The sequence below is a fragment of the Aquabacterium sp. genome, from assembly GCF_036273115.1.
In the GTDB taxonomy this organism is placed as follows: domain Bacteria; phylum Pseudomonadota; class Gammaproteobacteria; order Burkholderiales; family Burkholderiaceae_C; genus Aquabacterium.
Genome location: NZ_DASUIN010000004.1, coordinates 24,548 through 49,924, shown reverse-complemented (window position 1 = coordinate 49,924; position 25,377 = coordinate 24,548). Strand labels below are relative to the sequence as shown.

The 25,377-nt window shown below is 55.1% G+C and carries 31 protein-coding genes; 28 read left to right on the top strand and 3 right to left on the bottom strand.

What is annotated here, in order from left to right; genetic code table 11:
• The 28 genes from VFW72_RS03290 to VFW72_RS03155 all read left to right on the top strand — a co-directional run.
• Positions 1-381 (top strand): hypothetical protein (locus VFW72_RS03290; protein ID WP_329672844.1); only part of this gene is annotated, 381 nt, incomplete at its 5' end.
• Between the two features lie 290 nt (positions 382-671).
• Entirely contained in the window at positions 672-1,052 is a 381-nt protein-coding gene (locus VFW72_RS03285; RefSeq protein WP_329672843.1) for a DUF805 domain-containing protein, read from the top strand.
• Positions 1,053-1,218: 166 nt separating this feature from the next.
• The gene (locus VFW72_RS03280; protein ID WP_329672842.1) at positions 1,219-1,959 is read left to right on the top strand and encodes a hypothetical protein; all 741 of its coding nucleotides are present in this window, start codon (positions 1,219-1,221) and stop codon (positions 1,957-1,959) included.
• Between the two features lie 234 nt (positions 1,960-2,193).
• Positions 2,194-2,883 (top strand): hypothetical protein, encoded by a 690-nt coding sequence (locus VFW72_RS03275; RefSeq protein ID WP_329672841.1) that lies wholly within the window; start codon positions 2,194-2,196, stop codon positions 2,881-2,883.
• Between the two features lie 86 nt (positions 2,884-2,969).
• Positions 2,970-3,557: a DUF3592 domain-containing protein gene (locus VFW72_RS03270; protein WP_329672840.1), complete on the top strand. Its 588-nt coding sequence runs from the start codon at positions 2,970-2,972 to the stop codon at positions 3,555-3,557.
• Positions 3,558-3,777: 220 nt separating this feature from the next.
• A complete protein-coding gene (locus VFW72_RS03265; RefSeq protein ID WP_329672839.1) occupies positions 3,778-4,671 on the top strand; it encodes an energy transducer TonB in 894 nt (297 codons plus the stop codon).
• Positions 4,672-5,019: 348 nt separating this feature from the next.
• Positions 5,020-5,655: a hypothetical protein gene (locus tag VFW72_RS03260; protein ID WP_329672838.1), complete on the top strand. Its 636-nt coding sequence runs from the start codon at positions 5,020-5,022 to the stop codon at positions 5,653-5,655.
• A gap of 138 nt (positions 5,656-5,793) precedes the next feature.
• On the top strand, positions 5,794-6,381 hold the full coding sequence (locus VFW72_RS03255) for a GNAT family protein (RefSeq protein ID WP_329672837.1): 588 nt from the start codon (positions 5,794-5,796) through the stop codon (positions 6,379-6,381).
• Between the two features lie 212 nt (positions 6,382-6,593).
• Positions 6,594-7,418: an MBL fold metallo-hydrolase gene (locus VFW72_RS03250; protein ID WP_329672836.1), complete on the top strand. Its 825-nt coding sequence runs from the start codon at positions 6,594-6,596 to the stop codon at positions 7,416-7,418.
• Between the two features lie 246 nt (positions 7,419-7,664).
• On the top strand, positions 7,665-8,171 hold the full coding sequence (locus VFW72_RS03245; protein ID WP_329672835.1) for a hypothetical protein: 507 nt from the start codon (positions 7,665-7,667) through the stop codon (positions 8,169-8,171).
• A gap of 659 nt (positions 8,172-8,830) precedes the next feature.
• A complete protein-coding gene (locus tag VFW72_RS03240; RefSeq protein ID WP_329672834.1) occupies positions 8,831-9,487 on the top strand; it encodes a hypothetical protein in 657 nt (218 codons plus the stop codon).
• An 11-nt stretch (positions 9,488-9,498) separates the two neighbouring features.
• Positions 9,499-10,095 (top strand): GNAT family N-acetyltransferase, encoded by a 597-nt coding sequence (locus VFW72_RS03235; protein WP_329672833.1) that lies wholly within the window; start codon positions 9,499-9,501, stop codon positions 10,093-10,095.
• A gap of 187 nt (positions 10,096-10,282) precedes the next feature.
• Positions 10,283-10,945: a PEP-CTERM sorting domain-containing protein gene (locus VFW72_RS03230; RefSeq protein ID WP_329672832.1), complete on the top strand. Its 663-nt coding sequence runs from the start codon at positions 10,283-10,285 to the stop codon at positions 10,943-10,945.
• Positions 10,946-11,216: 271 nt separating this feature from the next.
• Complete coding sequence (locus tag VFW72_RS03225; protein WP_329672831.1) at positions 11,217-11,630, top strand: VOC family protein; 414 nt, start codon at positions 11,217-11,219, stop codon at positions 11,628-11,630.
• A 123-nt stretch (positions 11,631-11,753) separates the two neighbouring features.
• On the top strand, positions 11,754-11,906 hold the full coding sequence (locus VFW72_RS03220) for a hypothetical protein (RefSeq protein ID WP_329672830.1): 153 nt from the start codon (positions 11,754-11,756) through the stop codon (positions 11,904-11,906).
• 295 nt (positions 11,907-12,201) lie between these two features.
• Positions 12,202-12,639: a hypothetical protein gene (locus VFW72_RS03215; protein ID WP_329672829.1), complete on the top strand. Its 438-nt coding sequence runs from the start codon at positions 12,202-12,204 to the stop codon at positions 12,637-12,639.
• Positions 12,640-12,688: 49 nt separating this feature from the next.
• Positions 12,689-13,108 (top strand): VOC family protein, encoded by a 420-nt coding sequence (locus VFW72_RS03210; protein ID WP_329672828.1) that lies wholly within the window; start codon positions 12,689-12,691, stop codon positions 13,106-13,108.
• Positions 13,109-13,209: 101 nt separating this feature from the next.
• On the top strand, positions 13,210-13,563 hold the full coding sequence (locus VFW72_RS03205) for a nuclear transport factor 2 family protein (RefSeq protein ID WP_329672827.1): 354 nt from the start codon (positions 13,210-13,212) through the stop codon (positions 13,561-13,563).
• Between the two features lie 77 nt (positions 13,564-13,640).
• Positions 13,641-14,033 (top strand): hypothetical protein, encoded by a 393-nt coding sequence (locus VFW72_RS03200; RefSeq protein WP_329672826.1) that lies wholly within the window; start codon positions 13,641-13,643, stop codon positions 14,031-14,033.
• A 90-nt stretch (positions 14,034-14,123) separates the two neighbouring features.
• Positions 14,124-14,675 (top strand): hypothetical protein, encoded by a 552-nt coding sequence (locus tag VFW72_RS03195; protein WP_329672825.1) that lies wholly within the window; start codon positions 14,124-14,126, stop codon positions 14,673-14,675.
• Between the two features lie 58 nt (positions 14,676-14,733).
• Positions 14,734-15,141 (top strand): hypothetical protein, encoded by a 408-nt coding sequence (locus VFW72_RS03190; RefSeq protein WP_329672824.1) that lies wholly within the window; start codon positions 14,734-14,736, stop codon positions 15,139-15,141.
• A 71-nt stretch (positions 15,142-15,212) separates the two neighbouring features.
• Positions 15,213-15,749: a DinB family protein gene (locus VFW72_RS03185; RefSeq protein ID WP_329672823.1), complete on the top strand. Its 537-nt coding sequence runs from the start codon at positions 15,213-15,215 to the stop codon at positions 15,747-15,749.
• A 177-nt stretch (positions 15,750-15,926) separates the two neighbouring features.
• On the top strand, positions 15,927-16,403 hold the full coding sequence (locus tag VFW72_RS03180) for a GNAT family N-acetyltransferase (RefSeq protein WP_329672822.1): 477 nt from the start codon (positions 15,927-15,929) through the stop codon (positions 16,401-16,403).
• Positions 16,404-16,435: 32 nt separating this feature from the next.
• The gene (locus tag VFW72_RS03175; RefSeq protein ID WP_329672821.1) at positions 16,436-16,858 is read left to right on the top strand and encodes a hypothetical protein; all 423 of its coding nucleotides are present in this window, start codon (positions 16,436-16,438) and stop codon (positions 16,856-16,858) included.
• A 17-nt stretch (positions 16,859-16,875) separates the two neighbouring features.
• Entirely contained in the window at positions 16,876-17,706 is an 831-nt protein-coding gene (locus VFW72_RS03170; RefSeq protein WP_329672820.1) for an alpha/beta family hydrolase, read from the top strand.
• Positions 17,657-17,881 carry a cysteine-rich CWC family protein gene (locus tag VFW72_RS03165; RefSeq protein WP_329672819.1) on the top strand — a complete coding sequence of 75 codons (225 nt, stop codon included), beginning with the start codon at positions 17,657-17,659 and terminating at the stop codon, positions 17,879-17,881. The genes VFW72_RS03170 and VFW72_RS03165 overlap by 50 nt, the downstream gene beginning before the upstream one ends.
• The gene (locus VFW72_RS03160; RefSeq protein ID WP_329672818.1) at positions 17,868-18,671 is read left to right on the top strand and encodes a class I SAM-dependent methyltransferase; all 804 of its coding nucleotides are present in this window, start codon (positions 17,868-17,870) and stop codon (positions 18,669-18,671) included. Before VFW72_RS03165 ends, VFW72_RS03160 begins: the two co-directional genes overlap by 14 nt.
• On the top strand, positions 18,662-19,417 hold the full coding sequence (locus VFW72_RS03155) for a class I SAM-dependent methyltransferase (RefSeq protein WP_329672817.1): 756 nt from the start codon (positions 18,662-18,664) through the stop codon (positions 19,415-19,417). Before VFW72_RS03160 ends, VFW72_RS03155 begins: the two co-directional genes overlap by 10 nt.
• A 22-nt stretch (positions 19,418-19,439) precedes the next feature.
• On the opposite strand, the gene lpdA is transcribed toward VFW72_RS03155, so the two are convergent.
• The 3 genes from lpdA to aceE are packed head-to-tail and all read right to left on the bottom strand — an operon-like array spanning position 19,440 to position 25,350.
• Positions 19,440-21,290 (bottom strand): dihydrolipoyl dehydrogenase, encoded by a 1,851-nt coding sequence (gene lpdA, locus VFW72_RS03150; RefSeq protein WP_329672816.1) that lies wholly within the window; start codon positions 21,288-21,290, stop codon positions 19,440-19,442.
• Between the two features lie 2 nt (positions 21,291-21,292).
• Complete coding sequence (gene aceF / locus VFW72_RS03145; RefSeq protein ID WP_329672815.1) at positions 21,293-22,645, bottom strand: dihydrolipoyllysine-residue acetyltransferase; 1,353 nt, start codon at positions 22,643-22,645, stop codon at positions 21,293-21,295.
• 11 nt (positions 22,646-22,656) lie between these two features.
• On the bottom strand, positions 22,657-25,350 hold the full coding sequence (gene aceE, locus VFW72_RS03140; RefSeq protein ID WP_329672814.1) for a pyruvate dehydrogenase (acetyl-transferring), homodimeric type: 2,694 nt from the start codon (positions 25,348-25,350) through the stop codon (positions 22,657-22,659).
• Between the last annotated feature and the right edge of the window lie 27 nt (positions 25,351-25,377).

The window sequence follows — 25,377 nt, the reverse complement described above, 5'->3', positions numbered from 1 at the left end:
GTTAGGCTCTTCTCTTGCAACCGTCACACCCAGGTCGAAAGGTCGAACTTGCCAAAGAGCACTACTGGAAAATTTGCTTTCGTTCTTTGGCTTGTCGCCGCAATTGCACTTTTGACTTTTGCCTTCGTTCAACGCGCGATTCATGACATGCCGGAGGCATTCATTTGGCTGCTTGTTCTTCTGAACTTCCCGCTGGGCCTCGTAGGTGCCGCAACGGTTGGCCTTACATGGCCCGCAATTTCCGCTTTCCTTGGGCTAGGGTATCAACCCCTCATTGATCTAATCCCCTATTGGGTGCTTGTGACTGCCATTGGCTATTTCCAATGGTTCAAATTGCTACCAGCCATCATCAGGCGCCTGTCTGGCAGCAAAACACAGTGAGAAGGGAACTATGGAAACGCCATTCGTCGTTCAACATATGCGGTCAGGCTCACGTGGCTCAACCCGCTTCCACTACGCGCCCCAGCCTAACTGTGGGTTCAACGCGGACGCCAACATAGGCCATCGCTTCGCGATTTTCATGGCCTATGTTGGTGCCCTCCAGCCTTCGGCTTCCGGCGCCGGTTAACCAGGGCGTTAGGCTCACGCAAACACAAGCTGTAGCGAATTGTTCTACTCTTTCAATGTCACGACCGTTAGTCCCACAACACGACAAATAAAAAGAAAAAGGTATGCACAACCCTATCTTCTGGATCTCCAAAGCAATGAAGCAGTACGCGTCATTCAAAGGGCGAGCACAAAGGGCAGAGTATTGGTACTTCACTCTCTTCTATGCGTTGACATACCTAGCGGCTCGATTCATAGACGAAGCCCTTGGAACAACAAGTCGCCACGAGGGCGGAACCGGTCTCATCACATTCCTTACGAGCTTTGGCCTATTCATCCCGGCTATAGCTGTTAGTGCCCGTCGCTTGCACGACATCGGAAAGTCCGGTTGGTGGCAGCTTATTGCGGTCGTTCCCGTCATCGGGTTTCTTGTCATAGTTGCTTTTGCAATTCGCGATAGCGACCTTGGCTCAAATAAGTACGGACCGAACCCGAAGACAGAATGACGTGCTAGCCAAATCAGCTCGAACGCCCCTCCACTTCGCGCCCCAGCCTAACTGGGGGTTCAACGCGGACGCCAACATGGGCCATGCCTTCGGCATTTTCATGGCCCATGTCGGTACCCTCCGCACTTCGTGCTCCGGCGCCGGTTAACCAAGGCGTTAGGCTTTTATGAAGACCGCTTGGAACGTCAAAGAAGCTCGAGAGCTAATCGCTGAGGCGCACGGACGCGATCAACTCGAACTCGCCCGAACCACGATAGATTCACTTGCCGAAAGGCAAACCTACGCTAGTTATCACTTCCATGAATACCGACGGATACTCCATGAAGCGATTGACGCAAAATTGGCAGAAAAGTCTCTCCTGGAACTGACGCTGCCAATCGAATTGGAAGAACATTGGCGCATCGATAACGCGCTAACGCAGGCCAGCGCAAATGCCATCGCATGCATTCAAAGCTTACATGCGATTATGGATACATTAGCTCATACAGTTTGTTATGCAGCTGGTCTAAATCTAGGCTCAACTCCGATCAAAGAGCGAGATGTTTCGTTGGGTAAAGTCATAAAGGCTTTAGCTGCTGATACCGACTTCCACGGGGTTTGGGATCAACTCAACTTGCTGAACACAGATCAAGTTCTACAGCACCTCTCGGCATTGGTGAATCATAGTAAGCATCGTCGAGTTCTTCGCCCATCACTAAATGTTGACCTACGAACCCCCTCACAACAGACTTATGAGCTTGAGTTCCCCGGGTTTTCACACAATGGATGCAAGTACCCTGCCGTGAACGCGGACAAGATGATGGAGGAGGCTTACTCTGTTTTGTCCCCTACCGTCGTTGCATGTGGAAATGAACTGAATGAGGCCCTTCGCTCAATTGTCTATCGCACGAGGAGTCTCACTGCATGAGTGTGCCTACGCTCTCTAGCCGAGCTTCAAGCATCAAGTGCAACACCTAGAAAATGCAGGCCATACCAGCTACAAAGCCCTTCCACTCCGCGCCCCAGCCTAACTGTGGGTTCAACGCGGACGCCAACATAGGCCATGCCTTCGGCATTTTCATGGCCTATGTCGGTACCCTCCAGCCTTCGGCTTCCGGCGCCGGTTAACCAGGGCGTTAGGCTTTTCACGCGAAAAATGAGAATGACAAAGCGATATACATACATTGGCGTAATTGCTACCCTTGCCTATGTGGTGGCTCTTTCGCTATTTCTCTCCGATCGATTCCTCCAATTAAAGGCCATGCCATTGAATGAGGTCGGAGATTTTCTAGCTGGCGTGTTTGGCCCTGTAGCCTTTCTTTGGCTTGTTCTCGGATACTTCCAACAGGGCATTGAGCTCAAACAAAACACACGGGCACTTGAGCTTCAAGCCGAGGAATTGAAAAACTCAGTTGAACAGCAGAGAGAAATGGTAGAAGTGTCTCGGCAGCAGTTCCAAGCCGAAATCGAGGCAATGCAATTCGAACGTAGTCGAATTGAGGAGGCATACCTACCCCGCTTTGTCTCGGAAGGATTTGGCGGCATGCATCGTGGCGATGGCCACTCACAATTCACCGCAACAATTAAAAACCTAGGAGCAGCAGTAACGAACGTTTCAATCGAGTTCTCAGCCCCAATGGAAAAAGTTATTCCTCAGCAACTTCCTCACTGGATAAATCATCATCAAGTTCGGCTCGAATTTGTATTCGAGAAGCAACGTGTTATCGACTGTGAGTTAAGGCTAACGTACCTAGATGGTGCCGGTCGCCCAGGGTCTTGCACCTTTGCAATAACCGCAGACCTATCTGGTCAACATCCTGCACTGTCTGCAGGTCTAGCACGTTACGGATAGTTTGTGCGACTTAGCTCATATACATTGAGGGCTCAGCACTGTGCCTACGCGCCCCAGCCTAACTGGGCGGTCAAGCGGACGCCAACATGGGCCATGGCTTCGCCATTGTCCTGGCCCATGTTGGTACCCTTCAGTCGCTGCGCTCCTTACGGCGCCGCTTACCTTGGGCGTTAGGCTCTCCAGAGCATTTACCAATGAATCGACGAATCGCCCTTAACCTCACCTGCCTTGTCGCAGGGTCACTGCAATTTGGTTGCTATAACCAGGCGCAAGATCAGCAACACCTGATTGAGCGCGGGACAACCGTTACCGGCTCCGTCTATAAGCTCAACTGCGGTCAACATGGCCAGTTCTGGTACGAGTTCACCTGGAACGGCAAAAGACGTATCGGCAGCAACCCCTATTACGCTGGGTTCAATTGCAACGATGTGCGAGTAGGCGATTCAGTGGTCGTACATGTCGACCCCATGAATCCTAGTGTTCATACGATTGCCGATCCACGAGCCGTTTTTGAACATGAACGCGGGTTTTATTTCCCCGTATGGGCCTACCCACTACTAGGACTACCCTTGATGTTCATGTTCTACTTTCTATCCAGCTTACCCAACCGAAAAGAACCATTGCCCGCCCCAACAAATGAAGGCCATCAAGGCCCCAAATCAGATGGACGTTAACCGCAGGGCACCAGGAGAAACTAGGCCCCAACCTTCAATGCAGACCATATACGTCAAACCGCTCTTCCACTACGCGCCCCAGCCTAACTGTGGGTTCAACGCGGACGCCAACATCAGCCATGCCTTCGGCATCTTCATGGCTTATGTTGGTGCCCTCCAGCCTTCGGCTTCCGGCGCCGGTTAAACAAAGCGTTAGGCTTAATTCGTTACGGATACGGCAGTGACTATTCGATCCCTCTACTGGCATATCGTGCCGCTTCTATGTATCCTAGCCGCATGCCACGTCAATGCTCAGCTCCCAACCGCAGTAAAGCCGCAAACTAGCGAATTGCGGCAAGCAGAAGAAGCTCTTTCGAGGGCACTAACTTACACACCTTCTAAACGTCCAGGCGCATCTCCGACTACAACCATCGAAGTTGTGCAAACAGATGGCGGGAATCTTCAGCAAGCTAGGATTGCCAGCCCATCCACCGATCCCAATTGGGACTCTGCAGCCCTTAAGGCCACGCAGAACACGAAGCTACCGATCGCACCAGAGAAGACGCTCTTCATAAGATTTACAGCTGAAGATGAACCATTGAATTTTGTTAAAGCCCCCGTAGTCGTTGCGCCACCGGCAGCGCTCATTCAAACCCCTATGGGCAAAGTGCGAATCGAAGTCACAGCGACATTGGATGGAACAATTCAAGCAGCCAGAGTTGACAGATCATCCGGCAACAATGAACTTGATGCGGCGTGCCTCGAAGGCGTCAAAGCTGCAAAACTTGCACCACGTAGGCCTTCGACAGTTGGACGTGAAACATTCACTGCTTACGTTCCGTTCGATTTCTCGTTCTATACCCGGCCTAGCCCTGCAGCCATATACGGCCCGCTTGATCCGTCACGAGTTCCGAGAATGTCATGTACCGAAGTGGCTGAACTGGCACGAGCTTTCAACGAAAAATCACCAAATAAGCCGTTTTCTGAGATGGCACTATTCGGTGTCACAAAAGAGTTTCTTCAGCTCATCGCAGCACCACCGTTGACTGAGAAAATTTTCAACAGCGCTTTGGTTCAATGCATCACGTCGCCCGAGAACCTATATCTAAGCACTCTTTCCCAGGGAGCCCAATGACGGCGCACAAATAAAATGGCAGGGCGACTGAGCTAGCCATTCAATCACGAACAAGGAGAGGCTCAGGTGGATCAAACTGCATCGACTACGCGCCCCAGCCTAACTGTGGGTTCAACGCGGACGCCAACATCAGCTATGCCTTCGGCACCTTCATGGCTTATCTTGGTTCCCTCCAGCCTTCCGCTTCCGGCGCCAGTTAACCAAGGCGTTAGGCTCTACCCGAAAGACCGCCATAGCGCTGGCTATAGGCCTTTCATAAAAAGTAGCCAGAGTTTGATATAAGGTGCTTCTGCAAATGTAGCCACTTGCAGAAGCACGATATCAACCATACAAAAAAGGGACTCCAACATGCAAATCAAAACAGCAGCGGCAATCACATCACTTGCCTTGACATTTCTGGCAACGTCCGCACAAGCGGAACTACAGACTTGGCGATTGACATCGATCTCCTACCATGTGCAAGAGGGTTTTACTCCACCAGCTTTTGCAGAAGTTGGCAATGTCTTTAGCATTGATTACGTAATCGATACTCAGACACCCTCTGCGCCCGGATGGAACGGTATGTTCAGTGGTTCCGTTAAATCTTTCTCGATCAACGGTATAACGTCTCTCTCCGAAGGATACATAGCCGCCTGGGGTGGTGGGCTAAACGCAATAAACATTTGGCCATCGACTGGCAGAACAGATGGTATTGATTTCATTTCCTTCAACCACTTTGGCGGAAACGGCGCCACTAGTGTTTCATCAGCACTTGCTGAGTTCTCCCTTGCCGCATCCACAAACGCGGTTGATTTGCGCATTGACTTTGGCGACAAGAGTGTCTGGGCGAAGCCTTCTTCGTTCGCCGTGTCAGCGGTTCCTGAACCCTCGTGTGGCTTGCTCCTCCTAGGGGGCTTACTAACCGTTCTCTTTAGAAAGTCATGCTTCCGTCGTATCCGTCTGGCTGAGGCGGTTGCAACACCTCATCTTCGCACTGCAGCCTAACTTTGGGTTCAACGCTGACGCCGACAGCGGGCATGCCTAAGGCATTCTTATGCCCGCTGTCGGCACCGTCCAGCCTTCGGCTTCCGGCGCCGGTTGACCAGGGTGTTAGGCAACACAGAACATCAACAGGGAACGATAGTGAAGATCGAAAAGTTCACCTTAGAAGGGCATCGTGTTCGGCTAGAACCACTTGAACAACACCATCTATCAGGACTCAGACTCGCGATCGAGGATGGAAAGCTATGGGAAATTCCTGTCACTTTCGTTCCGCATCCTGACAACTTACCAAGCTTCCTAGATGCAGCAGAAACAGCTTTCCGTGCAGGAACAGAGCTGGCATTTGCCACTGTGGACAGGCATTTAGGCAAAGTTGTTGGCAGCACGCGCTTTCGCTGCATTGAGGCCACACACCGTCGGCTCGAAATTGGCTTCACCTTCCTTGCCGCCTCTAGTCAACGAACCCATGTCAACACTGAAGCAAAGTACCTCATGCTTTCCCATGCATTCGAAACTTTGGCGTGTAATCGAGTCGAGCTCCTCACGGATGAGCGCAACACCAAATCCCGAAACGCCATCCAAAGAATCGGCGCCAAGGAAGAAGGTGTGCTGCGCAGTCACATGGTGATGCGCGAAGGGTTCCTCCGAAATTCGGTCATGTTCAGCATCATTGCTACCGAATGGCCTTCAATCAAGGCAAACCTGCATGCAAAAATTTGTGTGGCCTGACTGTGCGGTCAAGCCGACGCCAACACTCGTTTGACCGGAGAGGGTAAACCTCAAACCCTGGGTTTGCAGGGGAATATTGATCGGCAGAGTTATCCAAGTTTGTAGGTACACCGACACAAATCGTTGCTCACGGTCTCTACCCTTCTAGGGTGTCAGGCTCGGGCGTTGAGTGAGTCCTGCATCGTTGTACCCATCAACTACTAGGAATCCTCATGCGCGGCGTCTCGACGGTTTCAGTGTCTGACGGAAAGCACACGGTGATGACCGACGGCTTCTTCTCCCGTCCTGACTTCTTTCACCTTGTGCTGGGTGTTTCGCCCAACGAAAGTCGAATCAACAAAGCGTTGGCCGCAGGGAAAATCACCTCACTCGACGCGTTGCTGGTGGCCCACTCGCATCATGACCATGCAATGGATGTCGGCGTTGTGGCAATGAAGACCGGTGCCATCGTGATCGGCACCAGGTCCGTCGCGAACATCGCACTCGGCAGCGGTCTGCCGGCTAGCCGGACCAAGACTGTATTGGGGGGCGAGACCATCGAGCTTGGCCAATTCAAAGTCCATGTCATTTCATCGCCGCACTCTGCGAACCCAGTCTTTCCGGGCGAAATTACTTCGCCGCTGGATACGCCATCAGGAATCGGCAAGTACAAAGAAGGCGGCAATTTTTCGTACCTCATTGAACACCCGAAAGGCCGCGTTTTGGTCCATGCAAGCGCGAACTACAGGCCGGGCATGTACGCCGGCATGCGTGCCGACGTTGTTTTCCTGGGCGTAGGTCTGCTGGGCAAACAGTCGGATGCCTTCATCAGAGACTATTGGCGGGAGGTGGTTCAGACGACAGGGGCAAAGATCGTTGTCCCGGTTCACTGGGATGATTTCACCGTATCGCTCGATAGGCCACTCAAGCCAACTGGACGACTCTTCGACAAGGTTGATGAGGCACTCGCTGCGGTAGGAAAGCTTGCGACGGCAGATGGTGTTGAAGTACGAATGCTGTCCCAGTTCCAAGCAGTGCAGATACCGGCGCCGCAGTGAGCTCATGCCTGACTGGCCGAGCCAGCATCAGCAGATCATCCGAAAGAGAGTCACCCAGCTTTTCGGCCAGTACACGGTTAAGTCTGATCAGGTAGTGTCCACCCTGTGCAATCCCTAAATTGCAGGTCTATTCACCACGCAGTCAAGGTGCAACCATCGAGGCTTCATGAAGAATTGAAGTCCTCAGCCGTGTCTCAAACCACAGATTGACTCGCATAGGTAAGTGCCTTAACTGGAGCGAATCGAATGAATTTCTTTCCATTGATCTGGCGCTTGGCCATCGCATGGGCCGCGCTGCTTGGATCCCATGCCCATGCCAGCAGCCTCACACTGCGACAGGAGTGCGGATTTGGTTTTGTCTTGTGTGGGCCTGAATTTTCGTTGGTACAAAACGGACCCGCCGCCAACTATCAGAACGACGAAAATGGCAATCCGATCTTTTCGCTGGCTTACATCGACGATCATTTTGTGATGACCGCCCTGATGCCAAATGTGGTCGCCAGCACGGGCGGTACGCCTTATGGATTGGACATTTATCGAGGTGACATTCCACTGGTGCCCAGACAAGACTGTGTTGACTGCTCCAATACATCCCTTGCTTTTTTGCCTTGGTTCACATTCCCGCAGGATCCCGGTTCGCCGTTGTTGGTGCCCATCCCATCGGTTCCAGAACCCACCACACCATTGCTGGTCTTGTTCGGCTTGGCCATCGTCTTGCGAGCCAGAAGCGCGGTCTTCAGGGGTACTCGGTAAACGTCGCCTCAGATTCCTGTCAAGGTTGCTGGCCGGCCGCCAAGCATCATCCCAAATTGCCAACAATCACCCTGTGATTTAGCGCCATTGAGTTGTACTTCGCATGAGGTGCCGCAATGGGACAATTTTCATTTCGTCAGGCGCTGTCACTCGCGGTAATCTGATCTGCGGCACGCCTGAGATGGTTTATCTATCGGGGTACATCGCGCGTGGACATCACCGCAGGCCATCCCTCTTTTCTATGGCCGCTCGAATGATCGGGCATATCTCAAGGCCCCGCCCTCAAGTTCACCGTGGTTCGCATAGGCGTGTGCAAGCTAGGCTCAATTCGCCTGGTGGTCAGCTCACCTATTCAGGTGCTGCAACAGTTCAAACGCCTTGGTTAAACTGGTGCGAACAACAAACGGAAGGCAGGCGCTATGCCAAGGCCCCTGATCCATCCACAAATTCGGTCAGGCTCAGGTGATTCCCGCCGCCTCCACTGCGCCCCGGCCTAACTATGCGTGCGACGCGGACACCAACATAGGCCATGCCTTCGGCATTTTGATGGCCTATGACGGAGCCCTCCAGCCTTGGCTTCCGGCGTCGGTTAACCAGGGCATCAGGCTCAGATCTCAGAACCGCCAGAGGGAAAAGCTTAAGCAAGCAACCGTAAAAAAATGAAGCAGCAAATACTCTCGACATTACTGACCATTTTCTGCATTGCTAGTGTGGCGGCGGAGTCGCCGCCTGAAGACGCGATTTTGGCGGATCTGTCCCGCTGTGATGCGACGTTTTTCCGTACGCTCAAGAACAAATCACTACTAATGGCAGGCGTCTTACAGTACGAGATCAGCGGGAATTACGCGCACTTCAAAGTGCCAAACCGCTTTGCCAACGAAGAAAGCACAAGCAAGCTCACCCCGTCAGTCAAGATCAGCTCCTTCGAAGCTGTAGCGTACTTTGATGAACTGTGGTCCATGAATGCTGGTGGACGCTTTGTCGCTTGGGGTTTTGTTCTCAATGCAAAGCCAGACGAGGTCATGCGTACATTGCGACCACTGATGTGGGACAACCAACGAATCGTTGCAGATGGTCCTGCTTTTGTGCGCTCAGAACTATGGGATAACTCAAAGAGTGAACTGGGTTGGCAAAAGGTTGAGACAGAAAGCGGTGAGCCCAAGCCCGGAACCGTAGAGCGCGTGCTGCTCATAGAGCCCTATGAGCGCACCCCTGGTCAAACAAGAATAGGATGCTCGATCCAAGGCTCAATTTCCAGAGAAATGATTGAGGCCATTCGCCCAGATCTTCCTTTTGGAAAAGCGCCTAAGCAATAACCAATAGGCCCATGCTGGTACCCTCCAGCTTTCTGCTTCCGGCACCGGCAACCTGGGCGTTAGGCTCTCTTCAATACACGATCAACGCGATGCTTAGAGAAGCAACTCAAAGCGATGCAGAGCAGATCGCTAATTTAGTCAACAAGGCGTATCGTCCCGAACCGAGCGAAAGAGGATGGACGCATGAATCAGAACTTGTTTCTGGTCATCGCATCAACGCTAAGCAAGTCGCCAGCTTGATGAGTAAAAACGGTTCCTTGTTGGTAGCCTGCGAAGGCAACAGTCTTGTTGGCTGCGTTCACATTGAACGGGCAGAGCCCTATTGCTACATCGGCATGCTAGCCACCATGCCATCCCTGCAGAACAAAGGCCTTGGCAAGAAACTCCTCGCGGCGGCGGAAGACTTAGCGATTTCTCGCTATGGTGCACATGGGTTCAAAATGTCGGTGCTGTCATCCAGGCCCGAACTCTTGGCCTACTATGAACGTCGAGGCTATCGCCTAACTGGTGCAACACATCCATATCCCACCGAAGCTGGCGTGGGCCAACCACTCGACGCAGAGCTTCATGTGCTCGAACTTATCAAACCGCATCACGCTCTGGCTTGAATAAAGAAGCGTTTGATGAACCACGACCACCATGCCTGCCCGCCCCAGCCTATCTGGGCGGTGCAACGCGGACTCCGACATAGGCCATGACTCATGTTGGCACCCTCCGCACTTTGTGCTCCGGCGCTGGTTAACCAAAGCGTTAGGCTCAGTTACCATCAACTAAACAAAAAAGGGGGGAACCATCATGTATACAAAGAGAATTGTCGCGACCGCACTTTCCTCAATCCTCTCGCTCACTGCGCATGCGAATGACTTGATTGTCGACACCGGAGCGCCATGCCCTCTAGGGTGCATGAGTGGCCTTTTATTTAAACCAGGAAGCGGCATTGCTGGAGAATTTTCTTTAGCTCATGACGAAGTACTTACCAGTGTCACCGCTTGGATGGGCTCGCCCACATACAGCTCAGGAACTGGACTTGTCTTAAGTATTTATTCGGATAACAACGGGCTACCCGGGGTAGAAATATTTTCTCAAACCATTGCATTGAGTGCACCCACCAAATCCAGTTGGTTTGGCGCTACTGACTTATCGCTTGAATTGGCCGGCGGGCAGTATTGGGCGGCCTTTATATCGCCATCCGGGGGAAACTTCTCGACCTTGGTTGGTGGTGACGGATTGGCCGGATCTACGATTCCTAATCGACTTTCAAAATACGCGTATCTAAGCAACGCAGAATGGCACGAGAACAACGAGTCTGGGTTTGGCTTGCAAATTCGAGGCTACACAAATGCTGTGCCTGAACCAACGACAACTGGACTGATGCTGCTGGGTATTACGCTGTTGGTGTTTCAGCAGCTGCGCTCAGCTTGCCGAACCGAAAACCGCGGAAGCAAGGTGACGATATAAAACTCATGCGACATCCTTCCCGCAGTTATCCGGTGTCAATTTTGGATTTCGGACAAATATACTGCCTGCGCGCCCCAGCTTAACTGGGGCCAAAACGCGGACGCCAACATGCTCTAGCCTTTGGCATTCTCATGGCCTGCGGCGGTACCCTCCGCGCTACGCGCTACGGCCCCGGTTAACCGGGGCGTTAGGCCTCTTGCAAAGAAGAACTGTATACGCATACAGTTACTGGGTGCCATCTTGCACACACAAACAACTTCAGGAGCCCCGCATGCTTGACCACATGACATTCCGCGTAACGGACATTTCTAGGGCCAAAGCGTTTTACAGCGCAGCCTTGGCGCCGCTAGGCTACACCGTCTGCTTTGAAGGCAACTATGGCTCAAACATACTTGGTCTTGCCTACCCAGATGCATCTGAGCCAGACGGAAAGAAAGCCGATGTGTGGTTCATTGATGGGCCATCCCCATATGGCGGCCCAACCGCAACATCCGGTTGTCACCTTGCATGGCGAGCAAAAAATCGTGCGCAAGTAGATGCCTTCCATCAGGCTGCCATTGCCGCTGGTGGAAAAGACAATGGAGCGCCGGGCCTACGCCCGGACTACCATGCCAACTACTACGGCGCGTTTGTCATAGATCCCGAAGGCAACAACATTGAAGCGGTCTGCCATCTGCCTGAATAGTCAAAATATGGGTTTGACGCGTTCTCAACGCCCTCGCCCGCACGCTGCCGGTTAACCAAGGCGTTAGGCTCTTCGCACACTATGGTGTTAAGGTGAGCAAACATCATCTAGAAAGCAAGCACTATGGCAAAGCCCAATTACCAGTTCGAGAAGCGCCAGCGCGAGCAGCAGAAAAAGCAGAAGAAGGTAGAGAAGGCACAGCGTAAAGCGCATGCGTTGCCAACGGAGCAATCACCCCATACGCCGCCAGTTCACGGTGATCCCTCCTTGGAATGATCTAACCCGCCAAGGGGGCAGCACGTCAATGCTGCCCCCTTGCTGTTCGCACACCCCTCGAAATAGGGCTGATCTGCATATCGAGAACCATGGGAGGACGACACCGGCGTTCACATGGAATCGGCTTTCACTACGATCCCGAGCCTAGCTGAGGGGTCAACACGGACGCGAACACAAGCCAGGGCGATAGACTCTGGTCCCTCTGAAGTGGGGATCACGACCACAGCCTCAAATTGCTACCATTCCCCACCGCCCGTCCGAAGTGAGTCTGGGCGATCAAATAGAAGGTATGGGAATGGGAACGGTGCTGGTCGGTCTGAGTTTTCTGGTTCTTTTCTTAATCGCGCCGATCAAGGTTACCGCCATTGTTTGCGGCAGCTTATTGCTTTGTGCACTGGTCGTTCAAGCAACGACGACAACACTCTCAAGAGTTAACGTAACGCTGTCAGATTCATTCAAGGCAATCATCTATTCCTTCTTTTTCTCAATCATTGCCTTCTTCACAATTTTTAGTTTTCTGATTGGTGGCCCGAGGGAGATCTTCATGAACCCGGCCTCGGCTCGTGCAGCTGCGATACCGCTAATACTGCTCCAGCAAGGCGCCTACATACTGGGCTTCAAGCTAGCCCTAGGATTGACGCTCATTCACGCCTTCATCGTCGCAGTAGCTTCATCATTTATTACGTCAGGCGCATTCTGGTTCATCCTGACCATGGCGAACCTTTCCAATTAAGAGAAGGTTCAATGCAGACGCCCCGTCGCTGCGCATCCTGCTCGCTCAAATGAAGCCATCAATCACAGTTATCACCCTTGGCGTCGATGACCTTGAACGCGCAGTTGCGTTTTATCGCGATGGCCTTGGCTTCCATACCAATGGCATTATTGGTGCTGAGTTTGAGTACGGTGCTGTGGCGTTCTTTGAACTTCAGTCAAACCTGAAGCTCGCGCTTTGGCCGCGATCAAGCATCGCCCACGACACCGGTCTGCCTCGTTCTGACAAAGCCCCCACGGGGCTGACTTTGGGCCATAACGTTTCATCTACGCGAGAGGTAGATGACATCCTGGCAAAGGTGCAACTCGCAGGTGGAACGATCATCAAGCCCGCGCAATCCACCTTCTATGGCGGCTATGCAGGCTACTTTGAAGATACAGAAGGGCATATCTGGGAAGTCGTTTTCAACCCGAACTTTGAGTCACTATGAACATAGCCTCGGTATTGTCATGGCCCGTAGCGGTGCCATCGGTGCTACGCCCTGCGGCACAGGCTAATTGAAGCGTTACACAAACCCACTAGTGAGATGCTATGGACAGAGAATCTGCTGAGCAATTTGCGACTGAATGGATCACAGGGTGGAACGCCCATGACCTTGAAAGCATTCTGTCTCACTACAGTGACGACTTCGAAATGTCATCGCCCGTCATCACCCAAGTAACAGGCAACCCTGATGGCGTACTCAAGGGAAAGCAAGCTGTTGGCGAATACTGGGCAAAAGCGCTAAAGCTGTTCCCCAATCTCAAGTTCACTCACATCTGTACGTTGCTGGGCATGAACAGCGTGGTCATTCATTACTATGGCGCAACAGGCAAGCGTGTAGCAGAAGTCTTCACATTCAATGATGCCGGCCTGGTTTGCAAAGCACATGCGCATTACGAGTAACGCAGCACCCCACACTATTAGTTGATGAAAATCAGGACCAAGCGTGCTGATTACCCCCAACAAGCGCTTACAAGCAAATGAAAAATAAAGTTGCACTACTGGCCAGTTACTTGATCGTCGCCATCATTGCCGCGGCAATTGGGGTGGGCGTGTCGCTGATGTATTTAGCCAAGCCGTTTCAAAAATGGCAGGTCGAATTTTCTGAAACATATCTGCCCATTCAGGCTGAGGCACTAAAGCAGTTAAGAGAGGGGAACCCAGACAAGGCCACCCGCTACCTAGAGATGGCTTCGACCTTCAGTCTCATCGCCATGGGCGAACAAAGGGACGAAGGAGCCAGAGCACCAACAGCACACCAAACCGTGGAGGCGATCCAGTATCTGTGCGGTCAGCCGCCAACCACGGCGTCGCGTAACACATCAAGCAAACTGACATTTGCTGAGTCGTGCGCTCTGCTCTTGAAACAGTGACTTAGTTCCATCCTGTTCGAAACATTCGCCTTCAAAATATGCTGACGGCTGCCCCTAAAGGCTTTGCCAATTTCTTGTCGAGGAGTGAAAATGAAGCGATTCTTATTGGTTATTTTTTCAGCCCTAAGCATGAATGCCTGGGCTCTTGGCGGCTATGGCACGTTGTCTGGAGATGACAAGAAGGTCACTGACAATGTCAAGACAAAACTAGAGATTTCGGAAGATGATGCATTCAGAATCTATGAAGCGTTTCTGAAGAGCCACCTCAACTCCAAAAACTGGCAATACAACCTCTACAACAACGAAAGCCTGGACTCGACAAAGGTTGGGAAATCACCGAACAAGACTTTGATGGTCAACTTCGTCACCGACAACAGATACATCAACCTCACATTTGTGAAGTACCCGGCAGAAAAGCAAATACTGATTCAATCCATAGAAACACTCCCAAGAGGGAGTCAAGCTGCAATAGACAAATACAGCTCATTGAAAGCTGATACTGCATGGAGTGTGGATTCTGATGAAACCGAATTCTCGGCCTTCACAAAAAAGGGATCCACAGAAAAAGTCAAAATACTGGTTAACTCCGGTGTGGGCGGGGTTCAATACATTGACTTTTACACCTTTGACTTAAAGAAATAGTCCCGGACTGGTCCAGACACCCGCATAGGCGAGGCATTCGATTCAAAGACGCGTGCGTATGACGACTGAAACATTGATTCGAGTTGCCTCCTTATGCGTGCTGCTCGCCTGCGCTGAAACACTGCATGGCATTGCTCGTACGGTGCTGGTGGTTCCGCGCATTGGCAAAGACCGTGCAATCAAGCTCAGCGCGCTGACCGGATCGATCCTGGCGTTCATGATTTGTTATGTCTTCGTTCCAGCCATCGGTCTGCAGGGGCCTGCTCAGCACTTGGCATTGGGCTTGTTGCTTGCAACATTCATGGCACTGTTTGACATGGGCATGGGCCTGCTTGTCATGCGCAAATCCTGGCGCAAGGTCATGACTGACTTCGATCCACGAACTGGGAACTATCTGGTTTTGGGCCTGGCCTTTTTGGTGTGGGCGCCTACGCTTGTTTTCTTGCTCGAAGTCTGCTGCGGCTGATTCTTAGCAGCCACAGTCATTGGATTCGGTATGCTCTGCCACTGGGCAGTTGGCTCTCATCCATTGCGGCTATGACTTGTACTTCTTACTTCACTCATCTGGCGTCTTACAACCAATGGATGAATCGCAAGCTCTACAACGCAGCCTCCGTTCTGTCCGATGAGCAACTGACTCAAAACAGAGGCGCCTTCTTTGGCTCAATCCTTGGTACGCTGAATCACATCGCGGTTGGAGACATCCTGTGGCTTAAGCGAGTTGCAAACTGCTTCCCCAACCTTTCGTCTCTGGCGCCATTGCACGAATTGAAGGCGCCGACGGATCTGGATCAACAGCTTTGCACGGACTTTGCCACGCTGACCAATCTGCGTGCATCACTTGATGAGGTCATCGTGAATTTGAGCAAGGAACTGTCTCAAGAGCAGTTGGATGCACCGTTTGAGTACACCTCGACCAAAGGCATCAAAAGCAAGAAACTTCTCGGCGAAGTTCTATTGCACTTCTTCAATCACCAGACTCATCACCGAGGCCAGGCGACAACGCTGTTCTCACAGCTAGGCATCAATGTGGGTGCGACAGACCTGATCTTGCTCATTCCAAATCAGGCATGAAGCAGCGCATTAAATTGATGCGCCAACTGCTTTGCAACCTTTGACTTCTGGCGCCGGTCGCGCTGCTTCCAAGATGCGTAAGGGGATCGCTGGAAGGTTGTTTTGAACTGCCCATTTGCGAACCTCTGCCTCACGATACAGTTCTCATCTCGACGCCGAGTCTTTTGAGAGCCCCAGATGCAGATCGAAACCAACAACCGAGGTCACCTTGCGGAGTTCGTGCGCCTGAACGAGTTGTGGATAGCCGAGCACTTCTCGATCGAGCAAGCGGACCGGGACCTCGCTGCCGATCCGGGCAAGATCATCGACAACGGTGGTTTTGTTTTCAGTCTCAGCCACGAGGGGCCAGTCGTTGGGGTGTGCGCGCTCTTTAAAGAGTCTGATGAGCGGTTTCAACTGGCACGCATGGCGGTGGACCCTGCCGTGCGTGGTAAAGGTTATGGCCGAGCGTTGATAGAGCACGCGATTGCACAAGCAACGCTTCAGGGCGCCAAATCGCTATATTTGCTGTCGAACACCGTTTTGGCACCCGCTATTTCTCTGTACGAGCAGTTCGACTTCAGGGTCACTGCTCGAGGCCAGCAGCCTGTTTATGCGCGGTGCAATATCGTCATGGAACGTACATTGCCAATGGGCCCGCGACATCTGTCTTGATCGCGGGCTTTCATGGATAGAAAGGTCATACCTTGAGAAAGCATTTCACGTTTATTTTCCTTCTGGCTTGCCTTGGCACGTCACATGCCAGAGAGCCTTTCCACGGGCCGGATCTGTCTGGGGAATACGTTTGCAAGGGAGACGATTCACATGAAGGTGGCTATTCGGCCACAGCCATCCTTGAGCTGATTCCCTCACAAAGCACGGGCAAGTATGGCGCCTATGCCTTCAAGCTGAACGTTCCAGGCTATGGCTCTTACCCTGGACACGCGGCAAGCGAAGGCACCCACGCGGCGATCTACTTCGCCCATACCGACGCCAGCACCAAAGACTACGGTACCGGTATTGCTTCGTTCAAGAAAAACAAGCAGGGCAAGTGGAGCTTCAGAAAGTTCTACTACGAACCTGATTTCAAAGGTGGGAACTTCGGCTTTGAAAGCTGTACACAGAAGTAAAGGATTCGAGATCGATCATGCACCGTGATCTGCGCGTGATGCGTGCCGGCGAGGCGTTCATACATTCAGTGAATTGGCGTGAGCCAAGTGCGCCGACCGTGTTTGTTCTGGGGCGGAATGACTTCAGACGGCGCTCGGCCATGATCGACGCCTTGATTGATCACCTGGTTGACTGCGGTGTGGCCGTTTGCTGGTACGAGCACCGCTGGCAACGGCATGCTCGGCTGAAGGAAGCTGCGTACTATCGAATCTGCGACGCGTGGTTGCATGCGCTGGTGTTGGCTCACCCCCGGATCGGAGCGTGGAGCCGGCGCGCCGTGCAATGTTGGCTCAGACTACGGTATGGTGCAGCAGAACAATTGGTGGAGCAATCGCCCGAGGCGGTGCACGCAGCGGCTGCGAAATGCTTGAGTGACTTCATCAACAAACATGCCCTGCGACAGGTCTTTCTGGTGGCCCACTCGGCAGGCGGCATTACTGCAGCGTTGGTACAAGCACAAACGCGCATTCAGAAAACGGTTTGCTTCGGCTATCCGTTCAAGCACCCCGAAAGAGATGCCGAGCCCTACCGCACAAGCCCCTTGCGCAACATCGTCACACCCTATTTGATTGTGCAAGGCGAGGCAGATCGATACGGCGCACCGGGCACCTTCTCGCAATGCGCTGCAAGCCCCGCAGTTGAGCTTCTTTCCATTCAATCTGACCACGACTACCAATATGCGTGCCCCGCAACGCTAAGCCGTGTTTTATCCTTTCTCGGTATTGCACCATTTCAGCATCAGGGCACTCCTACGTCATATGCAAGCTCTTCCCAACCACATCTGCCCGCTGTGCGGGGGGGCCAATGAATGCATGGCAGCGCAAACGGGGCGGCTTGATGTGGATTGCTGGTGCAACCACACGCGCGTTTCTCCGGGCGCACTGGCTCGCGTTCCTCCCGATATGATCGATCGATCTTGCCTATGCCCTCGATGTGCGGCAGGATTCGATCAACCCAAGGGCTTCAGCCATGAGCAGCAATGAACCGATCCGCTTCAACGATGGCGCCGCCTATGAACGTTTCATGGGCATCTGGAGCCAGAAAGTAGGGCAAGCCTTTCTGCAGTGGCTGGCGCCCGCGCAAGGGCTGCGGTGGCTGGATGTGGGGTGTGGCAATGGGGCGTTCACCGCCATGGTGGCCCGTGATTGCGGGCCAACGCTGATGGCCGGCGTAGACCCTTCAGAGCCACAACTGGCCTACGCGCGCCAAAGACCCGACCTGGCGGGTGCCCAATGGATGCAGGGCGACGCCATGGCACTGCCCTGCCCCGACAATGGGTTCGACGTGGCGGTGATGCCCTTGGTGATCTTTTTTGTACCGGATCCGGCCAAGGGGGTAGCAGAAATGGTTCGCGTGGTGAGCCATGACGGCACCGTTTGTGCCTACGCCTGGGACATGGAGGGGGGCGGCTTCCCTTATGCCCCGCTGCAGTCGACCATTCGCAAAATGGGTTTTACTGTGCCCATGCCGCCCAGCCCGGAGGCCTCTAACCTGGAGGTACTGACCCAGTTGTGGCAACAAGCCGGGTTGACTGCCGTTGAGACCGCCACTTTCACGGTTGAGCGGCGCTTCGCCAGTTTCGACGAGTACTGGGAAATCATTCAAGGAGGGCCTAGTGTCAAGGCCCAACTGGCGGCCATGAGCCCAAGCGAGATCAACACGCTTCAAGCCACGGTGCGTGAATTACTCAAACCCGATCAGGCTACGGGCCATATCGTTTGCACGGCACGCGCCAACGCCATCAAGGGCAAGGTAGTGAAGCCATGGCGTTGATTGGGGGTGAACTGGGATACCGACTGCTGCGCCGGATTGCACCGCGCGACGCACACGATGCGAATGCGCCCGATCCCAGCGAGGCTGACACCAAGTTGAAGCAGTACTTCGGTGCGGATTTGTTCGATCAGATCGCTGGCAAGACTGTCATCGACTTCGGGTGTGGCCGAGGCGGACCTGCCGTGGAAATGGCTGCAAACGGCGCTGGCAAAGTCATTGGGCTGGACATTCAGGAGCGTTTGCTTGAAATCTGCCGGGATAAGGCTGATCGCGCCGGCGTGAGCGACCGATGCCATTTCACGACCTGCGCCAGCGAGCGCGCCGACATCCTGATCAGCAAGGACGCGTTCGAGCACTTCGAGGACCCTGGCGCCATTTTGCGCATCATGGCGGGGCTGTTAAAGCCCGACGGCTATGTGCTGGCGGCATTTGGCCCGACTTGGCTGCATCCCAAAGGAGGCCATCTCTTTTCGGTGTTCCCATGGGCGCACTTGATTTTTTCCGAAACGGCCTTGATCAGATGGCGAGCCGACTTCAAAGCCGATGGTGCCACCTGTTTCAAGAACGTGGCGGGTGGCCTGAACCAGCTGACAATCGCCGAGTTCGAGCGCCTGGTAGCGGAAAGCCCTTTTCAGATTGAATGGCTCGACACGGTACCCATTCGGGGCATTGGCCTGCTCAAGGCCAAGCCGCTGCGCGAGTTCGGCTCATCGCTGGTACGCTGCAAATTGAGCCTGAAACGTTGAGTGCTTCGTCGCTTCGTTGACCTCAACGCTTCCTCACTGGCATCAGGTCAGTGCAGCTGCCGTGCGCTGCTTCAGCCGCCAAGCCCACACTTTCACCCAACGTGGGATGGGGGTGAATGGTTTTGCCGATGTCAATTTCGTCGGCGCCCATTTCAATGGCCAGGGCCACTTCGCTGATCAGGTCACCCGCGCCCGTGCCAACGATGCCGCCCCCCACAATGCGATGGGTTTGGGCATCAAACAAGAGCTTGGTGAAACCCTCCGAGCGGCCGTTAGCCAAGGCCCGACCAGATGCCCCCCAAGGAAACAAGCCCTTCTTGATGGCCACGCCTTGCGCCTTGGCCTGCTCTTCGGTCAAGCCCACCCAGGCAATTTCAGGATCGGTGTAGGCCACACCAGGAATAACTCGGGCGTCGAATTCGGTGCGGGCCAACGCTTCGTCGCCGAGCAGTTCGCCGGCGATCACCTCGGCGGCCACATGCCCTTCGTGCACGGCCTTGTGGGCCAACATGGGTTGGCCCACGATGTCGCCAATGGCAAAGATGCTGCCCACCGACGTGCGCTGCTGGCGGTCTACGGTGATGAAGCCCCGCTCATTCACCGGCACACCGGCCTTGTCCGCCCCCACCTTGCGGCCATTGGGGGTGCGCCCGACTGCTTGCAAGACGAGGTCATAGGTTTGGGCATCAGGCTTCGCCTGGCCGGGATCGACGGGGTCAAAGCTCACTTCGATGCCATCGGGCTTGGCGTGGGCGCCCACCGTGCGGGTATTGAGCAAGATGCGATCAAATCGATGGGCATTGAACTTCTGCCAGACCTGAACCAGATCGCGGTCAGCCCCGGGAATCAAGGTACCACTCATTTCAACCACATCCACCCTGGCCCCCAGGGTGGAGTAAACCGTGGCCATTTCCAAGCCGATGATGCCGCCACCGATGACCAGCATGCGCTTGGGCACGAACGGTAAAGCCAAAGCGCCTGTAGAGTCAACCACCCGTGCATCGTCTGGCAGGAAGGGCAAACGCACGGCCTGCGATCCGGCTGCGATGATGCAGCGTTTGAAACTGACCGTTTGCTTGCTTCCGGTCTTGTCCTGTGAGGCACCCGTGGTGAGTTCAACCTCGAGGTGATGCGCGTCGATCAGGCTGCCATAGCCCCGCACGATCTGCACCTTGCGCGCCTTGGCCATGCCTGCCAGGCCCGTGGTCAACTTGGATGTGACGCCGGATTTGTGCGCTCGAAGCTTGTCCAGATCGAGTTGCGGTGCCGAAAAGGTGATGCCCAACTTGTCGAAGTGGCGAACCTCGTCCATCACGGCAGCCACGTGCAGCAAGGCTTTCGAAGGGATGCAACCGACGTTCAAGCACACGCCACCCAGCTCGGCATACCGCTCCACGAGGATGACTTTCAGCCCCAGATCGGCCGCGCGAAACGCTGCGCTGTAGCCGCCAGGCCCACCGCCCAGCACCAACAGATCGCAGTCTGTTTGCTCAGGCACTGGAGCAGAACTGGCCGTCGTGCTCATGGTCGTGGTCGCGGCCTGAACCGCAAGCTCTGGCACAGCAGCCGCAGGTGCCGGGGCTGCGCTGGCCGTTGCCGCAGAGCCAGAGGCCGGCGAGGCAGGCACCGAGGCCTCGTCCACGGTCAAGGTCAGGATCAGCGAACCGGTCGAGACCCGATCACCCAACTTCACCTTGATGTCAGACACCACCCCGGCTTGCGGGCACGGTACCTCCATGGAGGCCTTGTCTGATTCCAGCGTGAGCAGGCTTTGCTCGGCGGCCACGCTCTGCCCTGGCTTAACCAGAATTTCGATGACGGCGGCATCTTTGATGTCGCCAATGTCGGGTACACGAATGTCGATCGGTGCCATGTTTACACCAGTGCGCGGCGGAAGTCCGCCAGAAGTGAACCGAGGAAGGCATTGAAGCGGGCCGCGGCGGCGCCGTCAATGACGCGATGGTCGTAACTCAGGCTCAACGGCAGAGTCAACCGTGGCTCAAACGCAGAGCCATTCCAAACCGGTTTCATGGCCGCGCGGCACACACCCAGAATGGCGACTTCAGGCGCATTGATGATCGGGGTGAAGGTGGTGCCACCAAAGCCGCCCAAAGACGATATCGAAAAGGTACCGCCTTGCATTTCCGCCGGAGACAGCTTGCCGTCGCGAGCCTTGGCCGCCAAGGCGGCCGTTTCCGAAGCCAGGTCCGTCAGCGATTTCTTGTCGGCATCTCGTATGACGGGCACCACCAAGCCATTGGGCGTGTCTGCCGCAAAGCCAATGTGCACGTATTGCTTCAACACCAGATCATCGCCATCGAGGGAGGCATTGAACTGCGGGAAACGCTTGAGCGCCACAGCACAAGCCTTGATCAGGAAGGCCAACAGGGTGAACTTGACACCCGCCTTGGCGTGTTCCTCATTGAGCTTGAGGCGAAAGGCTTCCAGCTCGGTGATGTCGGCCTCATCGCAGTTGGTGACATGGGGAATACGCACCCAGTTGCGATGCAGGTTGGAGCCGCTGATTTTTTTGATGCGCGACAGCGGTTGTCGTTCGATGGGACCGAACTTCGCAAAGTCGACTTGCGGCCAGGGCAGCAGATCGAAACCAGCACCGGTACCGCCAGCACTGGCGCCAGACGCAACCGCCACATCAGGACGGCTGAGCGCGGCTTTGACATAGGCCTGAACGTCTTCATGGGTGATGCGCCCCTTGGGGCCGCTGCCGGCCACCTTGCTCAGCGACACACCCAGTTCACGTGCAAACTTGCGAACCGACGGCGAGGCATGGGGCACTGCGCCGGGTGCAGCAGACTCGGCAGGCCCCAAAGACGCGGTGGGGGCCACCCTGGACGGCAGGGGCGAGACAACGGCTTCCGCAGCCACCGCCACAGAGGCAGAGACCGACGGTGCTGCCGCCACGGCAGGGGCAGCCTGGGCTGTGGGCGCAGGTTGGGCGGCGGCGACCGGTGCCGGCGTGGCGGCATCGGCGGCGGTTTCCAGCACACCAATGACGGTGCCCTGGCTGACCTTGTCTCCCAACTTCAGGCGCAACTCAGTCAAGACGCCTGCGTGCGAGGACGGCACCTCCATCGAGGCCTTGTCAGACTCGATGGTGATCAAGCTTTGCTCTGCCTTGATGGTGGCCCCAGGTTGCACCAGGAGTTCGATCACAGCGGCGTCGTGGACATCACCGATGTCCGGAACGGTCAATTCAATGCGTGCCATAGGAGCGGACCTCAGGCGTAAAGCGGATTGATCTTGTCGGCCTGGATGCCATAGCGCTCAATGGCCTGGGCCACCACGGTCGCCGGCACAGAGCCTTCCTCGGCGAGCGCCTTGAGCGCTGCCACCACAATGTAGTGGCGGTCAATTTCGAAGTGCTCGCGCAGACGGTAGCGGAAATCGCTGCGACCGAAACCGTCGGTACCGAGCACCTTGTAGCTTCGGCCTTTGGGAATGTAGGCACGAATTTGCTCTGGCAAGGCCTTGACGTAATCGGTCGAGGCCACCACAGGGCCTGGATGCCCCTGCAGTTGCTGAGTCACGAACGGCACACGCGGCGTTTCGGTGGGATGCAGCAGGTTCCAGCGCTCGCAGTCTTGGCCGTCGCGCGCCAACTGGTTGAAGCTGGGGCAACTCCAGACGTTGGCTGCCACGCCCCAGTCTTGATCGAGCAATTCACGTGCCGCCATCGATTCGCGCAAGATGGAGCCCGAACCCAGCAAATTCACCCGAGGGGTTTTCACCGGGCCCTCTTGCAGCAGATACATGCCCTTGATGATCTCGGCCTCGGTGCCTTGGCGCAAACCGGGCTGGGCGTAGTTCTCGTTGAGCAGCGTGAGGTAGTAGAAAACGTTTTCCTGCTTCTCGACCATGCGCTTGAGGCCATCTTGAATGATCACGGCCACTTCATGTGCAAAGCTGGGGTCGTAGCTCATGCAGTTCGGAATGGTGCTGGCAATCAACTGGCTGTGGCCGTCTTCGTGCTGCAACCCTTCCCCGTTGAGGGTGGTGCGCCCCGAGGTGCCGCCCAGCAGGAAGCCACGCGCTTGCATGTCGCCGGCCGCCCAGGCCAGGTCGCCCACCCGCTGCAGGCCGAACATCGAGTAGTACACGTAGAAAGGAATCATCACGCGGTTGTTCGTCGAATACGACGTGGCCGCGGCAATCCAGGAACTCATGCCCCCAGCTTCGTTGATGCCCTCTTGCAGAATCTGCCCCGCCTTGTCCTCGCGGTAGTACATGACCTGATCGCGGTCCACCGGGGTGTACTTCTGACCTTCTGGCGCGTAAATGCCGATCTGGCGGAACAGGCCTTCCATGCCGAAGGTGCGAGCCTCGTCAACCAGAATGGGCACGATGCGTGGGCCCAGGTTGGCGTCACGCAGCAATGGGGTCAGACAGCGCACAAACGCCTGCGTGGTAGAAATCTCGCGGCCCTCGGCCGTAGGTTCCAGCACCGACTGGAATGCAGACAGATCCGGCACGGGCAGGGTCTCGTCGGCCTTGACGCGCCGCTTGGGCAGGTACCCGCCCAGTGCTTGACGCCGCTCGTGCAGGTATTTCATCTCGGGCGTGTTGTCGGCCGGCTTGATGAAGGGCAGCTTGGCGATGTCTTCGTCGGGCACCGGGATGTTGAAGCGATCGCGGAAGGCCTTGATGTCTTCGTCGGTGAGCTTCTTGGTCTGGTGCGCGGTGTTTTTGCCCTCGCCACTCTTGCCCATGCCAAAACCTTTGACGGTCTTGATCAGCAACACGGTGGGCTGCCCGGTGTGGTTCACCGCGGCGTGATAGGCGGCGTACACCTTTTGTGGGTCATGGCCACCGCGGTTCAGACGCCAGATGTCGTCGTCAGACAAACGAGCCACCATTTCCAGGGTGCGAGGGTCGCGTCCAAAGAAGTTCTTGCGAACAAAGGCACCGTCGTTGGCCTTGCAGGCCTGGTAGTCGCCGTCGACCATTTCCATCATGATCTTGCGCAAGATGCCGTCTTTGTCGCGCGCAAGCAATGGGTCCCAATACGAGCCCCACAACAGCTTGATCACGTTCCAGCCGGCTCCGCGGAATTCACCCTCGAGTTCTTGCACGATCTTGCCGTTGCCACGCACCGGACCATCCAGGCGCTGCAAGTTGCAGTTGACCACGAAGATGAGGTTGTCGAGCTTTTCGCGTGCCGCCAAGCCGATGGCGCCGAGGGACTCGGGCTCATCCATTTCGCCGTCGCCACAGAACACCCAGACCTTGCGCTTGGACGTGTCGGCAATGCCTCGGGCGTGCAGGTATTTCAGGAAGCGGGCCTGGTAAATGGCCATCAGTGGCCCCAGCCCCATGGAAACGGTGGGGAACTGCCAGAACTCAGGCATGAGCTTGGGATGCGGGTAACTGGAAAGCCCCTTGCCACCCACCTCCTGGCGGAAGTTCTCGAGCTGCTCTTCGGTGATGCGCCCTTCCATGAAGGCTCGCGCATAGATGCCAGGAGCGGAATGGCCCTGTACGTAGAGCAAATCGCCACCGTGACCTTCGTGATCACCATGCCAGAAGTGGTTGAAGCCGCACCCCAGCATGGTGGCCAGCGACGCAAAGGAGGAAATGTGTCCGCCCAGGTCACCACCGTCTGCCGGGTTGTGGCGGTTGGCGCGCACCACCATGGCCATGGCGTTCCAACGCATGTAACTGCGCAGTCGCTCTTCGATTTCCAGATTGCCCGGGCAATGGGCCTCGTCTTCAACCGCGATGGTGTTCACATAGGCGGTGGTGGCCGAAAACGGCATGTCGATGCCCGACTGACGCGCGTGGTCGAGCAAATGTTCAAGCAGGTCGTGCGCTCGGGCTCGGCCCTCGGTTTCAATGACCCCGCTGAGGGCGTCGAGCCACTCACGGGTCTCCTGGGGATCCAGATCCATCGACGACACAGGATCATTCGCTGACATAAGCAAGCCTCCAAGGTTGGGCACTGA

What these genes read in the sequence shown, in the direction of transcription:
- VFW72_RS03285 (WP_329672843.1), top strand. Translation starts at nt 672, where the DNA reads ATGCACAACCCTATCTTCTGGATCTCCAAAGCAATGAAGCAGTACGCG.
- VFW72_RS03280 (WP_329672842.1), top strand. Translation starts at nt 1,219, where the DNA reads ATGAAGACCGCTTGGAACGTCAAAGAAGCTCGAGAGCTAATCGCTGAG.
- VFW72_RS03275 (WP_329672841.1), top strand. Translation starts at nt 2,194, where the DNA reads ATGACAAAGCGATATACATACATTGGCGTAATTGCTACCCTTGCCTAT.
- VFW72_RS03270 (WP_329672840.1), top strand. Translation starts at nt 2,970, where the DNA reads ATGGGCCATGGCTTCGCCATTGTCCTGGCCCATGTTGGTACCCTTCAG.
- VFW72_RS03260 (WP_329672838.1), top strand. Translation starts at nt 5,020, where the DNA reads ATGCAAATCAAAACAGCAGCGGCAATCACATCACTTGCCTTGACATTT.
- VFW72_RS03250 (WP_329672836.1), top strand. Translation starts at nt 6,594, where the DNA reads ATGCGCGGCGTCTCGACGGTTTCAGTGTCTGACGGAAAGCACACGGTG.
- VFW72_RS03245 (WP_329672835.1), top strand. Translation starts at nt 7,665, where the DNA reads ATGAATTTCTTTCCATTGATCTGGCGCTTGGCCATCGCATGGGCCGCG.
- VFW72_RS03240 (WP_329672834.1), top strand. Translation starts at nt 8,831, where the DNA reads ATGAAGCAGCAAATACTCTCGACATTACTGACCATTTTCTGCATTGCT.
- VFW72_RS03235 (WP_329672833.1), top strand. Translation starts at nt 9,499, where the DNA reads ATGCTGGTACCCTCCAGCTTTCTGCTTCCGGCACCGGCAACCTGGGCG.
- VFW72_RS03230 (WP_329672832.1), top strand. Translation starts at nt 10,283, where the DNA reads ATGTATACAAAGAGAATTGTCGCGACCGCACTTTCCTCAATCCTCTCG.
- VFW72_RS03225 (WP_329672831.1), top strand. Translation starts at nt 11,217, where the DNA reads ATGCTTGACCACATGACATTCCGCGTAACGGACATTTCTAGGGCCAAA.
- VFW72_RS03220 (WP_329672830.1), top strand. Translation starts at nt 11,754, where the DNA reads ATGGCAAAGCCCAATTACCAGTTCGAGAAGCGCCAGCGCGAGCAGCAG.
- VFW72_RS03215 (WP_329672829.1), top strand. Translation starts at nt 12,202, where the DNA reads ATGGGAACGGTGCTGGTCGGTCTGAGTTTTCTGGTTCTTTTCTTAATC.
- VFW72_RS03210 (WP_329672828.1), top strand. Translation starts at nt 12,689, where the DNA reads ATGAAGCCATCAATCACAGTTATCACCCTTGGCGTCGATGACCTTGAA.
- VFW72_RS03205 (WP_329672827.1), top strand. Translation starts at nt 13,210, where the DNA reads ATGGACAGAGAATCTGCTGAGCAATTTGCGACTGAATGGATCACAGGG.
- VFW72_RS03200 (WP_329672826.1), top strand. Translation starts at nt 13,641, where the DNA reads ATGAAAAATAAAGTTGCACTACTGGCCAGTTACTTGATCGTCGCCATC.
- VFW72_RS03195 (WP_329672825.1), top strand. Translation starts at nt 14,124, where the DNA reads ATGAAGCGATTCTTATTGGTTATTTTTTCAGCCCTAAGCATGAATGCC.
- VFW72_RS03190 (WP_329672824.1), top strand. Translation starts at nt 14,734, where the DNA reads ATGACGACTGAAACATTGATTCGAGTTGCCTCCTTATGCGTGCTGCTC.
- VFW72_RS03185 (WP_329672823.1), top strand. Translation starts at nt 15,213, where the DNA reads ATGACTTGTACTTCTTACTTCACTCATCTGGCGTCTTACAACCAATGG.
- VFW72_RS03180 (WP_329672822.1), top strand. Translation starts at nt 15,927, where the DNA reads ATGCAGATCGAAACCAACAACCGAGGTCACCTTGCGGAGTTCGTGCGC.
- VFW72_RS03170 (WP_329672820.1), top strand. Translation starts at nt 16,876, where the DNA reads ATGCACCGTGATCTGCGCGTGATGCGTGCCGGCGAGGCGTTCATACAT.
- VFW72_RS03165 (WP_329672819.1), top strand. Translation starts at nt 17,657, where the DNA reads ATGCAAGCTCTTCCCAACCACATCTGCCCGCTGTGCGGGGGGGCCAAT.
- VFW72_RS03160 (WP_329672818.1), top strand. Translation starts at nt 17,868, where the DNA reads ATGAGCAGCAATGAACCGATCCGCTTCAACGATGGCGCCGCCTATGAA.
- VFW72_RS03155 (WP_329672817.1), top strand. Translation starts at nt 18,662, where the DNA reads ATGGCGTTGATTGGGGGTGAACTGGGATACCGACTGCTGCGCCGGATT.
- lpdA (WP_329672816.1), bottom strand. Translation starts at nt 21,290, where the DNA reads ATGGCACCGATCGACATTCGTGTACCCGACATTGGCGACATCAAAGAT.
- aceF (WP_329672815.1), bottom strand. Translation starts at nt 22,645, where the DNA reads ATGGCACGCATTGAATTGACCGTTCCGGACATCGGTGATGTCCACGAC.
- aceE (WP_329672814.1), bottom strand. Translation starts at nt 25,350, where the DNA reads ATGTCAGCGAATGATCCTGTGTCGTCGATGGATCTGGATCCCCAGGAG.